The organism is Dethiosulfovibrio peptidovorans DSM 11002, from assembly GCF_000172975.1.
Taxonomy (GTDB): Bacteria; Synergistota; Synergistia; order Synergistales; family Dethiosulfovibrionaceae; genus Dethiosulfovibrio; species Dethiosulfovibrio peptidovorans.
In genome coordinates this window covers 1,508,748-1,522,088 of sequence record NZ_ABTR02000001.1, presented here as the reverse complement: position 1 = coordinate 1,522,088, position 13,341 = coordinate 1,508,748, and the positions used below count along the sequence as shown (strand labels likewise).

Sequence of the window (13,341 nt, the reverse complement as noted above, 5' to 3'; positions counted from 1 at the left end):
CTTCTCTCCTTATTTATACAATATACACCAAAAGGATTCCAGCATCATACCCCAGGTCTGCCGAGTTGCCAATCTTACTTTAACATAAAGATAGCTATCACATACACAAAGATCCGGCCGTCACTGGATCCACCTTTTTCTGATGAACCTGAGGCTCACCATAAAGAGCAAGGAGGCGAAGCCGACCAGTGCCAGCCAATCCACCGGAACAGGTATGAGCCCTTGATCCTCCAGTATCCACCTCATCAGGTCGACCCCGTAGGTAAGGGGCAACATGTAGGAGAGGGGACGGAGAAATATGGGCAGACTGGAGACGGGAAAGAAAAGCCCGCAGAGAAACAGCATGGGAAAGCGGAAGAAGTTGGAGAGGGTCTGGGCCTCGAATACCTCCTTAACTGACACGGCAATGAAAAGCCCCATGAAGGTACAGACGACGGAAAGCACCGCACCGGCCGCCAGGATGGAGGGTACAGACGTCCCGGAGAGATCGTAGAAAAACGATGCCATCCAGAAGGGTATCATGCAGTTCAACACTCCGAATACTATGGCTCCGGAGGTCTTGGCCGCCATCAGCATCTCCAGAGGCAGAGGGGCCAGAAGAAGTCGATCGAAGGACCGTCCCTTCCTCTCGAAGGTCACGGTTACCGCCAACATGGATGTCGTACCGAACAGGACGGACAGGGACATTATTCCCGGAAGGAGGGCCCTCACGTCCTCCATTGAACCTCCCGACCGGATCAGGAACATGGCGGTCCAGGCAAGGGGAAAGAGGATCCCCCAGCTGATGTTCGGGGGCTTGAGGTAATAGGCCCTGACGTCTTTGACGAGAATATTCCAGTAGGCTATCCACCATGAGGGTCTTATACCGGCTCTCATCATCGTTCTTCCTCCATCTCCGCTACCTGCAAGAAGACATCCTCCAGGGTAGACGCGATCCTCCGGGCCTCCAAAACCTCGAAGCCTCCGTCCTCCAGAGTTCTGACCATAGCTCCCACCGACAAGTAAGTCTCGGATCTGGCTGTAACAGCACCCCGTCCGGACGGCTCGAAGGAAACGGCAGGGAACGCCGATCGGAGGATGGATTCGGCCAAGGCGTCCCCTTCCCCGTCGAATCGTAAAAGTATGGCCTCTCCCCTTCGATCTTTTTTGAGCAATCCCTCCATGGTGTCGGTGAGGACGATTCTACCGGAACGAATGAAAGCTACTCTATCGCAGAGTCTCTCTGCCTCCTCCAGATAGTGGGTCGTCAGAAACACGGTGGTTCCGTTCTCGTTCAAACTCCTTATCATCGAACGAATGGTCCTGGCGCTGACGACGTCTATGCCGGTGGTCGGCTCGTCCAGAAAGAGCACCGAAGGTTTGTGGATCACCCCAGCGGCTATGGTCAACCTGCGTCCCATTCCCTTCGAGTACCCTCCGAAACGTCTTTTCGCCGCATCTGCAAGGCCGACTGTATCGAGAAGCTCTTTAGCCCTGGCGATCCTCTCTTTTTTTCTCATTCCGTAGAGGGCTCCGCAAAAACAGAGGTTCTCAATGCCGGTGAGTTCCGGATAAAGGGAGCTTTCGTCCGGGACCACCCCTATTAGGTGCTGGACCGGTTTTCTGTCCGACGTACAGTCCAAACCGCCTAGCTCTATGCTGCCTCCATCCGGACGGGCCAGGCCGGTAAGCATGTTTATGGTCGTGGTCTTTCCCGCTCCGTTCGGACCCAGAAAGCCGAAGATATCCCCCTTCTCCACCTCGAAGGAAACCCCCTTCACAGCTTCCACCGATCCGAAGGACTTCGAAAGCCCTTTTACCTTTATTTCCGGATTTATCAAGAACAATTCCCTCCTTTAGCGTCCAAAAGCCTGTAAAGGTTGACCGGACGACCTACGTCCCTATGAAGAGGCTCCACCGCAGCCCTGTTTATGGACACGAGATACTCGAGGTATCTCCTCGCTGTTACCCTGGAAACGCCGGCCCTAACTGCGACCTCGTCGGCTGAGAGGGCCCCTTCCTCTTCCATGAGTATCGACCTTACCCGATCCAGCTGAACCGACCCCAATCCCTTGGGAAGACATCTGTCTCTCTTCTCTCGAGCTCCTCTTCGCATTATCCTGTCTATAGCTCCCTGGTCCAGGTCTCCCTTTTGTGCCCAATATAAAAGGTAACCCTCCATAGCCTCTTTGAACCTCTCGTAGGTAAAGGGTTTCACTATATAGTCGAAGGCTCCGAAACGCATCACATCCCTGACGGTATCGGTCTCGTGAGCGGCGGAGACCACTATGACGTCGACGTTTCGACGTCTTCGACGGATTTCGTGCAGTGTCTCCAGACCGTCCAGCTCGGGCATGTAGATATCCAGGATGACCAGGTCTACGCTTCTTTGTTCCAGAACCTTCAGGCCGTCCATCCCGTTCGCCCCGAGTCCTACGAGCTCGAAACCTGGTATGGATAGGACGAAACGTTTGTGAATATCCATTACCATCGGGTCGTCCTCGACTATGAGAACCCTTATATCGCTCACGATCTACTCCCTCCGTTCGGCAGGTTCACCAGGAACTCGGTGGAGACCCCTTCCCTGGACTCCAGGTTGATCTCCCCTCCGTAGGCTTCCACCAGGGACTTGACGTTGAAAAGTCCGTATCCGCCGTGCCCCTCGCCCTTGGTGGAGAAGCCCCTCTCGAATATATCCTCTTCCAGGTTTTCCGGGATGCCGGGCCCGGTGTCCTTTACCGATATTATTATCCGCCCCGACTCGTCGAACAAAGACAGGTAGATTCTCCGTCTCTCCCTCGGTACGTCCATAAGGGCGTTCATACCGTTCTCCAGCAGGTTCCCCAATATCGCCACGAGAGCGTTGGAATCGACCCTTCCGGGAGGTCCCAGATAGCTGTCTTCGTCTATTCGAAACTCGATCCCCAACTCCCGACAACGGCCCATCTTCCCCAGTATCAGGCCACCTACCGACGGGTTTTTTATCCTTCTCGCGATGAAGGACATCACCGATTGGGTAGACTGGACGGTCTCTGATATGAAGGCGACGGCTCGGTCGTGTTCCCCGAGCTGAACCAGCCCGCTTATGGTCTGAAGCTTATTCAGAAACTCGTGGTTTCTCACCCTCAAGGCATCGACGTAACGTCTGACACCGGTCAGCTCCTCCGCCATCGAAGTGACCTCGGACATATCCCTGAAACTGGCCACGGCTCCAACCGTTCTTTCCTGACATACTATGGGCACCCTGTTGGTGAGTATCCTGGCGTTCTCCGACACCTGCTCCCTGTCGTATTCGGGAACGCCGGAACTCAACACCTGAGGAAGACGGCTGTTCGGGACGACTACGTCCACCTGACGACCTATCACGCCCGAGTCGGGGAGTCCCAAGAGCCGCCGGGCCTCGCCGTTTACGAGGGTTACCTTGCCGGTCTCGTCCACGGCCAAGATCCCCTCTTTTATCGATTCCAGCATGGCCTCTCTTTCCCAGAGGAGCCTGTCTATCTCCTCCGGCTCGAAGCCTCTCATAGATAGTTTGACCCCGTCGGCGAGCACAGTGGCTCCCACTATGCCGACCACCAACCCCAGAGCCAAGGCCATGAGAACGTTGGTCGTCAACCTCCAGGTCTCTGCGTTTACCCTGTCGATAAGTATGCCGACAAGTACCGCTCCCACCAGCTCGCCCTTCCTGTAAATTGGAGCGAAAGCCCTCAGGGAGGGGCCTAGCGTTCCGACCGCCCGCGAGACGTAGGCTTCTCCAAGAAGCGCTCTTCCTTCGTCTCCTCCCACCACTCTCTTGCCTATCCTCTCAGGGACCTTGTGGGAATATCGAATCCCGTCCGTGTCTATCACCACGACGAACTCGGTCCCGGTCTTCTTTCTTACGCCGTCCGCTATGGGTTGAATTACCTCCGCCCCGTCGGGTCGACCGACGTTATCGATTATCCCAGGAATGTAAGCCACGGACAAAGCGATGTCCATAGCGTCCTCCGCCATGCTCCTCTCGAACATGGGAATGACCGTTCCCCTTATGACCAGACCTGTCACCAGAGAGCTCATCAGAAAGAAACAAAAGACGAGCCCTATCACCTTGCCTTTGAGAGACAGACGAAAGAAATTACCCATCAGCCCGCCGAACTAACCGAAACCCCCTGGGGAACCTTCATCTCAGGATCGTCGGTTATCACGTGCCCGAAGCTCTCGGCCGGTGCTATCAAGGAAGGCGCGGCCGCACCTATCTTGCTGGAATCGACCATCAGGTAGAGCTGCTTCGTGTTGCTCACCACTACCTGTTTAACACCCGCGGTGAAAGGGGATAGATCGAACACCCCCGAATCGCATCGATAGGACGCGCAGGAGAGAAAGGCCTTGGAGAAAAACGACGACCGGAGCGAAGACTCCGCCTTGGGACCTACCATGGAGTTGAAACCGGGGAGAAGACTGCCTCCTACGCACTCCACGTTGAACCCCGTCGCTCCCGCCAATATCTCCAGCGCCTTGAGGCCGTTGGTGACTATATGCAACCTGGTGAATCGAGTCACCAGCAGTTCAGCCAGAAAATAACAGGTCGTACCAGCCCCTAGAAAGACGACGTCGTTGTCGTTTATGTATTCCATGGCCTTGATAGCCAGAGATCTCTTCACGTCCACGTTTACGTGAAGTCGTCTGGCGAAAGACTGTTCCGCCCCGCTGGGGCTCGACTGAAGTCTCACGAAACCGTATCCTGACGAGATCTTCCCCAGCGAAATCAGGTCCTTTATATCCCTTCTTATGGTGACCAGAGATACCGACAAATCCTCCGCAAGATCGGCCGGTTTAGCGCTGCCCTTTCTGTGAAGGACCTCAAGTATAGCTTTCCGTCTATCCTCTTTTGCGCCCAAGAGACCGACTCTCCCTTCATATATCGTGCCTTCTTCGTCCCTTTATCTTGATCATTATAACGCCGAGATGACATCGTCTCTCCATCGAGATGATTACTTCTTGAAACATCGAACTTTCACTCGCTGAAGCAGTTGACTTTTGATTTTTCAGACGATACTATGTATCCAGTAACGAATTCACTATATGGACACGTTCCAAAAGGAGGAATCGTCATCTTGAAAAGAGCAGCTTTAGCTATCCTGACGGCATTTATCGTGATCCAAGCGGCGGCCTGTTACGCAACGGGACCAAGAGACATAGTGATAGGGCTGGCGGGAGACGCCTACTCGTTGGATCCCTACCCTCTCAACGAGACGATCACCAACGCGCTGAACTACCACATATTCGACAGACTGGTGGAGCCGGACAAGAACCTACAGCCCCTCCCGGGACTTGCCGAGAGCTGGGAGATCTCCGACGATTCCAGAACCTGGATCTTCCACTTACGGAAGGACGTCAAATTCCACAACGGCAACGATTTCACCGCCGACGACGTGATTTTTTCCTTCGACCGCTCCAAGAGAAGCGGGAAGTCGGCTTTCACCTACTGCCTCTCCACCGTCGAGAGCTACGAAAAACTGGACGACCATACCTTGAAGGTAGTATGTAAAGAACCTAACGCCCTTCTATTGGCCCACCTCAAGGATCTGGCCATAATGGACAAGGAAACCTGCAGGGGCAAGGAAGACGACTGGATCGCCCTTCATCCCAACGGAACCGGTAGGTACATACTGGAGGAACACCTTAGGGGAGACAGGCTAGTTCTCGTCAGAAACGAGAACTACTGGGGAGAAAAGCCCGCACCGGAGAAAGTCACCTTCAAGCCCATCACCAACGAAGGCACCAGGACCGCCAATATGTTGTCCGGAGCGGCCGATCTGGTGGTGGACATCCCCGTAAGGGACGTGAAGATACTGGAGAGAAATAAGAGGATATCGGTCCTGTCCGAACCCAGCCTAAGGGTGATATATCTCAACCTGGCGGGATGGACCGACAAACCGTCGGTGGACGCTAAGATGCCCCTAAAATCTCCTGATGGATCGAATCCCTTTAAGGATATAAAGGTTCGGGAAGCTATTTACAGAGCCATAGACGAGGACGAGATAGTAGACAAGGTGATGAACGGCTTTGCCGAACCTGCGGCGACCTATATACCCGAGGGCTTCAACGGCTACAACGGCGACATAAGAAGACTGTCCTATGACCCCAAGATGGCGGAAAAACTTCTTGACGAGGCTGGATATCCCAGACAGAAAGACGGCTATCGTTTCGAGGTAACTCTAGATGCCTCCAACGACCGCTACATCAACGACGGAGCCATTGCCGGAGCAATAGCCGGATATCTAGAGAAGGTGGGAATAAAGGTAAATCTTAACCTTATGTCCAGGACGGTGTTCTTCTCCTACATAAGCTCGTCCAACAAAACCGGCGACAACACCCATCTCTGCATGACCGGATGGGCCGACTCCGGTGGAGAAAGCGCTCTGATGGCCCTGGATCTGTTATACAGCATAAAGCAGGACGGCCCAGTCAAGGAAGGATACGGAGGCGTCAACAGGGGGTATTATCTCAACCCCGAGGCGGACAGACTTATAGATCTGGCGATGTCGACATTCGATCCAGAAGAAAGAGCAAAAATCATGAGAGATGTGTGGGCCATTGCAGCCAACGACGTATCTTATGTTCCTCTGCATTTCCAGAAGGATATTTACGCTTGCAACGATCGCATAACTTATCATCCAAGAAAGGATAAATATGTCTACGCCTGGGACGTAGAGTTCAGAGACTGAGATAACGATCCTAAATAAACTCGACCGCCACGGCGGAATCCTCCCTTTCAGGAGGATCCGCCGTGGTCTCTATCGCAACCACGGAGGTTGACAGTGTTCAGATTCGTAGTCAAGAGAATAGGACAGCTTTTTCTGGTGCTGTTCGCAGTCTCTATCATAGTATTCGTCTTCACCAGCGTTATGGGAAAGGTACTGTCCAGTATGTTTCGCACATTAATATTTGACTCAGCAGGCCCATATAGGGCTATGTTCGGTTTTTAAGGCTTTCTGTGTCAGCTTACGATGGCATTATTTTCTTGCTCCAGTATCTGTTCTCTGAGATGCTCCATGTTCATGTAGGCTCTCTTACCCCACTGGGTGGAAGCTACATGCCTGACTCTGGCGGATACCAGCATCAGGGCCGATTCCCCGTCGGGGAAGTTGCCCACGACCTTTGTCCTTCGACGAATCTCTCGGTTCAGTCGTTCCAGAGAATTGTTGGTTCTGAGCCGCTTCCAGTGTTCCGAGGGAAAATGGAAGTAGCTCAGGGTCTCCTCGTAGCCTTCCTGGACGATCTTGGCGGCTTTCTGAAGTTTCATGGCCTTCAGCTTTTCGACCACGGCTTCAGCTTTTTCTCTGGCTGCTTTCAGGTCTTCCTGGTTGTGTATCGCCTTCAGCATCAGGCTTACTTCTCGTGCCTTCCCCTTCGGGACGGCACTGTAGACGTTGCGGTAGAAATGAACTATGCAACGTTGCCACAGAGCTTCAGGGAAGAAATGGGGTAGGGTTTCCAAGAGCCCCATGCTTTTATCGGAGGTGACGAGACGGACCCCTTTCAGGCCTCTTTCTTTAAGATGCCTCAGGAAGGAGGACCAGCTTTCCTTGTCCTCTCGGCTGCCTTCGCATACGCCCAGAACCTCTCTATAGCCCATCTGGTTGACCCCTATGGCTATAAGTATCGAGACGTTATGGACCTCGCCTCCCCAGCTCTTTTTGAGCCAGATACCGTCAAGAAACACGTAGGGATGCTCACCCCTGATAGGACGGTTTCTCCACTCGTCGATTCTGCCGTAGATCTTCTTGTTTAGATCGCTTACGGTAGATGGGCTTATCCGGGTTCCCCAGAGGGCCTCGGTGATGTCCTCGACCCTGCGGACCGAGACTCCGGCCAGGTACATCTCCACCAGGGCCTCTTCCACCGAGCTTTCACGGCGACGGTAACGTTCGATGATCGCAGTCTCGAAGGGGAGTTTACGGAGCTTCGGAACCTTCAGCTGCACCTCACCGGCTTTGGTCTGAAGCTTCCTGCTGTAATAGCCGGCACGGGTGTCCAGACGGTCCGGGGTACGTTCGTAACGACCGGCCTGGCAGATTGCGTCCGCCTCGGCATCCAGCAACGAGTTCAGGGTATCCTCTACGGTTCCCTTCACTATCCGATCCAGATGGGAACGGATCTCCTGTTCGTCGATCCTTATGATCTTGGAATCACCCTTTGTCTTCCCGGTGTTATCTGTGGTATCGTACATTTGCGGTAGCCCTCCCTCGGGACAATATGTTTTTGGCTTTGTCACCTAAAACATAACCCTTGTGGGGGCTACTGCCAAGTTTTACCTCAAGTAAATGTGCGAAAGATATTGTACGTTATCATGGGAAATCCGGTATATCTGATGGTCCGGGAAAACGCCACCGAGGCGGAGATCCAGGCGGTCACCCAATATCTGGGATTGGACAAACCATTGCCGGTCCAGTACTGGATCTTCGTGAAGAACGCCTTGTCGGGAGACTTCGGCAAATCTTATATGTACCACCTTCCGGCTTTAGGACTCATAATCGAGAGATTCCCGGCAACACTGGAAATAGTCTCTGTAGCCCTGTTGCTCTCCGCTTTCATAGGCATTCCCCTGGGGGTAATATCCGGAGCTTACCCCAAAAACCCCTTCAGCAAGGGGGTCATGGCCTTCTCCATAGCGGGGATATCCATGCCCTCCTTTTGGATAGGCATGGTTCTGATATTCCTTTTCGGCATTTTTCTTGGAGTGCTTCCCGTCTCCGGCAGAGGGGAGACCGCCGAGTTTCTGGGCATATCGACGAGCTTGGCCACGTGGGACGGATGGATGCATATACTGCTACCATCGGTGACCCTGGCCCTGGGCAACATAGCCACGATAATAAGGCTGACCCGTTCGGGGATGCAGGAAAACATGAGACAGGACTACGTAAAGTTCGCCAGGGCAAAGGGAGTACCCCGAAGAAAGGTGCTGTTCGGGCACGCTCTGAAGAATACCCTTATCCCGGTGGTGACCATCTTCGGTCTACAGATGGGGAGTCTCATAGCCTTCACGACCATAACCGAGACCATCTTCGCCTGGCCCGGCATGGGCAAACTGCTGATAGACGCCATTAACAGCGCCGATCGTCCGATAATAGCGGCATATATACTCTTCGTGGCGGTCATGTTCGTCTTCATCAACTTCGTGGTGGACATCATGTACGTGTTCATAGATCCCAGGATAGATCTACAGTGAGGAGGACCAAATGGCTGAATCGACGAAAAAGGGGTTCCTGACGGATCTGAGAAAGACCGAATTCTTCCACAACTACATCCGATCCACTTCCGGTATGGTCGGGTCCATCCTGGTTATCTCGGTCCTCCTCATAGCCGTATTGGGGCCTATATGGACGGTTCAAAATCCCTACGACATAGCGACATTGGAGCTCAAGAACGCCTATAAACCGCCTATGTGGCTAGAAGGCGGATCCCCCGACTTCCCTCTCGGAACGGACCAACAGGGGCGAGATATGCTGAGCACTATCGTCTACGGAAGCAGGGTCTCCCTCTTCATCGGGCTTGCGGGAACCGCTCTGGCCAGCGTCATAGGGATATTCCTGGGGTTGGTAGCAGGCTACTTCGGAGGCAAGGTGGACAACGTGATAATGAGGATAGCGGACATACAGCTTTCATTTCCGACAATGCTGATAGCCCTGTTCCTCATGTCCGTCCTGGGGAGGGGTGTGGTAAACATACTGATATCCCTGACTCTGGTGGGCTGGGTCAGATACGCCAGAACCGTCCGAGGCGAGACCCTTTCGGTCAAGAAAAACGAGTACGTCGAGGCGGCCAAGGTCATAGGGCTTCCTCACCGCAGGATACTTTTCCGACACATAATGCCCAACGTTTTCGCATCCATCATAGTCCTCTCAACAATACAGGTCGGATCATTCATACTTACCGAAGCCAGCCTGAGCTTTCTCGGCCTGGGAGTACCTCTTACCCGGCCGTCCCTGGGGATGCTGTGCAACAACGGATTCTCGGTGCTCTACAGCGGCCTTTGGTGGGTCTCGATCCTCCCGGGGCTCTACATCATGGTCATAGTGTTCGGCACCAACCTCCTCGGTGATTTTCTGAGAGACGAGCTGAACCCAAAGTTAAAGTGACGGGAGGAGAAATCGATATGGCTGGAAGGCTCCTGAAAGTGAAGGACCTTAGAACCTACTTCCACACGTTCAAGGGGACCGTCAGAGCAGTGGACGGAGTGTCCTTCTCCGTGGATCATGGAGAGATCCTTGCCATAGTGGGAGAATCCGGAGGGGGCAAATCCATCACGGGGTTCTCTGTCATAAGGCTGATAGACGAGCCGGGACGGATAGAATCGGGCTCAATCGAATTCGACGGCACCGATCTCATGAAGCTCTCCGAGAGAGAGATGAACCGCGTGAGGGGAAGGGATATCTCCATGATCTTCCAGGACCCCATGACCTCTTTGAATCCGGTATACACCATAGGCAGACAGCTGGACGAAACTCTGATGCTTCACACCGACATGGACGGCAAGACAAGAAAGAAGGCATCAATGGAACTTCTGAGATCCGTAGGTATATCCAACCCGGAGAAAAGACTCAGCGCCTACCCGCATCAGTTCAGCGGAGGAATGAGACAGAGGGTGGTCATAGCCATAGCCTTAGCGGCGGATCCCAAACTCGTGATAGCCGACGAGCCGACCACCGCTCTGGACGTGACGATACAGGCCCAGATCCTCAGGCTGATGTCCGACATGGTCAAAAATAGGGGAAGATCCCTCATACTGATAACTCACGATCTAGCGGTGGTATCCGAGATGGCCGACCGGGTCAACGTGATGTACTGCGGGAAGATCGTGGAGACCGGGACCACAAGGACTGTCATAGACAAAAGCACCCATCCCTACACCAGGGGACTGATAGGATCCATACCGGACCTGGACAGAGACAAAAAGAGACTGGACACCATAAGGGGGATCGTTCCCAATATGTTTGAACTACCCGAAGGCTGTCGTTTCGCCCCCAGATGTCCCTTTGCCCGAGCCATATGCAACGAAAAGGAACCGCCTCTGATCGAGGTAGCAAAGGAACACCTGGCGGCCTGCCATTTTCCACTCGGAAAGGAGAGCCGATAGATGGGACCCCTTCTGGACGTACGGGATCTGGTTCAGAGTTTCGACCTGAATCCCGATTTTCTTAGCAAAATAACCTTCGACAAGGGACGGCCTACGATAAAGGAGAGGATCGTCAAGGCAGTGAACGGGATAAACTTTTCCGTGGAAAAAGGGAAGGTCTTCAGCATAGTGGGAGAGTCGGGTTGCGGGAAATCCACCGCGGCAAGGACGGTAATAAAGCTGATAGAGCCGAAATCGGGAAGTATAACTTACGACGGCAGGGACATCACCGGGCTTTCCAGAGAGGAGATGCTTCCTCTCAGAAAGAGGATGCAGATGATATTCCAGGATCCCTATGCATCCCTAAACCCTAGACAAAGGGTCTTGGACATATTGACCGAGCCGATGCTGTTTCATCGAACCTCATCCTCCCTCACAGAGGCGAGGGAAAAGGCCATGAGGTTGCTAAAACGGGTCGGAATCAGGGCGGAACAGGGATCCAGATACCCCCATCAGTTCAGCGGAGGTCAGAGACAGAGGATAGGCATAGCCAGGGCTCTGGCGGTGGAACCGGAGCTGATAATAGCGGACGAACCGGTATCGGCGCTGGACGTCTCCATACAAGCCCAGATACTGAACCTATTAATGGACCTGAAGGACGAGCTATCTCTCTCCTATCTCTTCATAGCCCACGACCTCTCGGTGGTCAAACACATAAGCGACGAGATAGCCGTCATGTACCTGGGGCACATCGTGGAAAAGGGAGACAAACAACAGATATTCTCGAACCCGTCGCATCCATACACCAGAGCGCTGTTCTCAGCCATCCCCAGGATCTCCGGAAAAAACTCCGACACAGAGGACCTTCCTAAGGGAGAGATTCCAAGTGCGATAGAGCTTCCATCCGGATGTCCGTTTCACGGAAGATGCAAAGAGGCCATGCCTCTTTGCTCTCGACTGAGACCTGAGTCACAAGAGATTGAACCGGGACATATCGTCTCATGCCACCTGATTAAATCGAAGAACTGAAGACTCGGAAGCACAAAAAAAGCGGCGGTCCCTAAGGACCGTCGCTTTTTGAGACTAGATTAGAAAAGGTTTAAACAGGCGAAACGTTCGAAGCCTGGGGACCCTTCTGTCCGTTCTCGATGGTGAAGGTCACAGCCTGACCCTCATCAAGGGTCTTAAAGCCGTCGATGTTGATGGCGCTAAAATGGACGAAGTAATCCTTTCCGTCCTCACCAGTAATAAACCCATAGCCCTTTGTGCCGTTAAACCATTTCACTGTTCCCTGAGTCAAGGTGTTGCCTCCTAAAGTGTTTTTTGCCGCTACCATTTCTGCGACAAACAAAGTCTACTTCAATCCCATCCACTTGTCAACAACCTTTATAAGATTTTACAAAAATATTTTTATTTAATCAAAAGTTATTTTAAGTCTTCAAAGAGCCCTTCCAGGAAAAAAAGATGAGACACCCCGAACTCACGGTATATGTGATATCGTTTCCTAAACAAGATCTGGGAGGAGAGACATGAGACTTATACTTTACAACGTGAGATACGGCACCGGGACGGGACTCTCCTACCATGTGCCGGCGCCTTTTTCCGGGAACTTCCGAAGATCGACAGGACGGTTCAAACGAATAACCGATTATCTTATGAACCTCTCTCCAGATATAATCGGACTGGTAGAGGTTGACGGAGGTTCATACCGCCACGGGGGAAACTGCCAGGCTGAGACGGCAGCTTCATCAATGGGAGGCCATCATCGTTTCGCGGTTAAATACAGCGAGAGGATCTCTCGGTTACCGGTTTTAAGATCCCAGGGAAATGCGATAGTATCGAGACTGCCCCCGATCAAAACCGACTGCCATGATCTGGGCAGAGGGATGAAGAGGAACGCCCTTGAGGTCGCCTACGGCGACTTCTCCCTGATTCTAGTGCATCTTTCTCTGGGCAGCAGAAGCCGTCGTCACCAGATCCGGGCACTGAGGGACCTATGCTCAGCCAGAGAAAGACCTCTCATACTAGCCGGGGACTATAATACCCTATCCGGACCGGAGGAACTGGCTCCTCTCAGAGAGACGGGGATGGCCAGCGTAAACGAACTCGGGCTTCCCACCTATCCGTGCAGGAGACCCAGAAAGGAACTGGACTTCGTGCTGATCTCCGAAGAGATATCAACCAAGGGTTTTTTCATCCCTGACGTACGTTTTTCCGACCACCTTCCACTCATATGTGACCTCGAAATTTCCCATTGAAAAGGA

The 13,341-nt window shown here is 53.1% G+C and carries 13 protein-coding genes; 6 read left to right on the top strand and 7 right to left on the bottom strand.

From position 1 onward, the window contains the following. Positions 1–120: 120 nt before the first annotated feature. Genes DPEP_RS07245 through DPEP_RS07225 form a run of 5 tightly spaced genes read right to left on the bottom strand, consistent with a single transcriptional unit; the run spans position 121 to position 4,856 of the window. On the bottom strand, positions 121–879 hold the full coding sequence (locus DPEP_RS07245) for an ABC transporter permease (protein ID WP_005660888.1): 759 nt from the start codon (positions 877–879) through the stop codon (positions 121–123). Then, complete coding sequence (locus DPEP_RS07240) at positions 876–1,820, bottom strand: ABC transporter ATP-binding protein (protein WP_005660886.1); 945 nt, start codon at positions 1,818–1,820, stop codon at positions 876–878. The genes DPEP_RS07245 and DPEP_RS07240 overlap by 4 nt, the downstream gene beginning before the upstream one ends. After that, positions 1,817–2,509 carry a response regulator gene (locus DPEP_RS07235; RefSeq protein ID WP_005660883.1) on the bottom strand — a complete coding sequence of 231 codons (693 nt, stop codon included), beginning with the start codon at positions 2,507–2,509 and terminating at the stop codon, positions 1,817–1,819. The genes DPEP_RS07240 and DPEP_RS07235 overlap by 4 nt, the downstream gene beginning before the upstream one ends. Then, a complete protein-coding gene (locus DPEP_RS07230) occupies positions 2,506–4,101 on the bottom strand; it encodes an ATP-binding protein (protein ID WP_005660881.1) in 1,596 nt (531 codons plus the stop codon). The genes DPEP_RS07235 and DPEP_RS07230 overlap by 4 nt, the downstream gene beginning before the upstream one ends. Next, positions 4,101–4,856 carry a DeoR/GlpR family DNA-binding transcription regulator gene (locus DPEP_RS07225; RefSeq protein WP_005660879.1) on the bottom strand — a complete coding sequence of 252 codons (756 nt, stop codon included), beginning with the start codon at positions 4,854–4,856 and terminating at the stop codon, positions 4,101–4,103. Before DPEP_RS07225 ends, DPEP_RS07230 begins: the two co-directional genes overlap by 1 nt. 216 nt (positions 4,857–5,072) lie before the next feature. Here DPEP_RS07225 and DPEP_RS07220 point away from each other — a divergent pair, with 216 nt between their 5' ends. Further along, on the top strand, positions 5,073–6,686 hold the full coding sequence (locus DPEP_RS07220) for an ABC transporter substrate-binding protein (RefSeq protein ID WP_005660877.1): 1,614 nt from the start codon (positions 5,073–5,075) through the stop codon (positions 6,684–6,686). Between the two features lie 272 nt (positions 6,687–6,958). Here the strand turns inward: DPEP_RS07220 and DPEP_RS07215 are convergent, their stop codons facing one another. Beyond that, positions 6,959–8,191, bottom strand: a complete 1,233-nt coding sequence (locus tag DPEP_RS07215; RefSeq protein ID WP_005660293.1) for an IS256 family transposase — start codon at positions 8,189–8,191, stop codon at positions 6,959–6,961. 96 nt (positions 8,192–8,287) lie between these two features. On the opposite strand from DPEP_RS07215, the gene DPEP_RS07210 reads away from it, so the two are divergent. Genes DPEP_RS07210 through DPEP_RS07195 form a run of 4 tightly spaced genes read left to right on the top strand, consistent with a single transcriptional unit; the run spans position 8,288 to position 12,106 of the window. Continuing rightward, entirely contained in the window at positions 8,288–9,190 is a 903-nt protein-coding gene (locus DPEP_RS07210) for an ABC transporter permease (protein ID WP_274531990.1), read from the top strand. Positions 9,191–9,200: 10 nt separating this feature from the next. Continuing rightward, a complete protein-coding gene (locus DPEP_RS07205; protein WP_005660871.1) occupies positions 9,201–10,100 on the top strand; it encodes an ABC transporter permease in 900 nt (299 codons plus the stop codon). A 17-nt stretch (positions 10,101–10,117) separates the two neighbouring features. Next, positions 10,118–11,098, top strand: coding sequence for an ABC transporter ATP-binding protein (locus DPEP_RS07200; protein ID WP_005660870.1), 981 nt, complete (start codon positions 10,118–10,120; stop codon positions 11,096–11,098). Further along, complete coding sequence (locus DPEP_RS07195) at positions 11,099–12,106, top strand: ABC transporter ATP-binding protein (protein ID WP_005660868.1); 1,008 nt, start codon at positions 11,099–11,101, stop codon at positions 12,104–12,106. Between the two features lie 70 nt (positions 12,107–12,176). Here the strand turns inward: DPEP_RS07195 and DPEP_RS07190 are convergent, their stop codons facing one another. Then, positions 12,177–12,377 (bottom strand): cold-shock protein, encoded by a 201-nt coding sequence (locus tag DPEP_RS07190; RefSeq protein ID WP_005660867.1) that lies wholly within the window; start codon positions 12,375–12,377, stop codon positions 12,177–12,179. Between the two features lie 229 nt (positions 12,378–12,606). Here DPEP_RS07190 and DPEP_RS07185 point away from each other — a divergent pair, with 229 nt between their 5' ends. Beyond that, positions 12,607–13,335, top strand: a complete 729-nt coding sequence (locus tag DPEP_RS07185) for an endonuclease/exonuclease/phosphatase family protein (RefSeq protein ID WP_005660865.1) — start codon at positions 12,607–12,609, stop codon at positions 13,333–13,335. Positions 13,336–13,341 lie beyond the last annotated feature (6 nt).

Excerpts from the sequence above, each read along its gene's own strand:
- DPEP_RS07230 (WP_005660881.1), bottom strand. The coding sequence starts at position 4,101 with ATGGGTAATTTCTTTCGTCTGTCTCTCAAAGGCAAGGTGATAGGGCTC.
- DPEP_RS07215 (WP_005660293.1), bottom strand. The coding sequence starts at position 8,191 with ATGTACGATACCACAGATAACACCGGGAAGACAAAGGGTGATTCCAAG.
- DPEP_RS07185 (WP_005660865.1), top strand. The coding sequence starts at position 12,607 with ATGAGACTTATACTTTACAACGTGAGATACGGCACCGGGACGGGACTC.
- DPEP_RS07205 (WP_005660871.1), top strand. The coding sequence starts at position 9,201 with ATGGCTGAATCGACGAAAAAGGGGTTCCTGACGGATCTGAGAAAGACC.
- DPEP_RS07200 (WP_005660870.1), top strand. The coding sequence starts at position 10,118 with ATGGCTGGAAGGCTCCTGAAAGTGAAGGACCTTAGAACCTACTTCCAC.
- DPEP_RS07195 (WP_005660868.1), top strand. The coding sequence starts at position 11,099 with ATGGGACCCCTTCTGGACGTACGGGATCTGGTTCAGAGTTTCGACCTG.
- DPEP_RS07245 (WP_005660888.1), bottom strand. The coding sequence starts at position 879 with ATGATGAGAGCCGGTATAAGACCCTCATGGTGGATAGCCTACTGGAAT.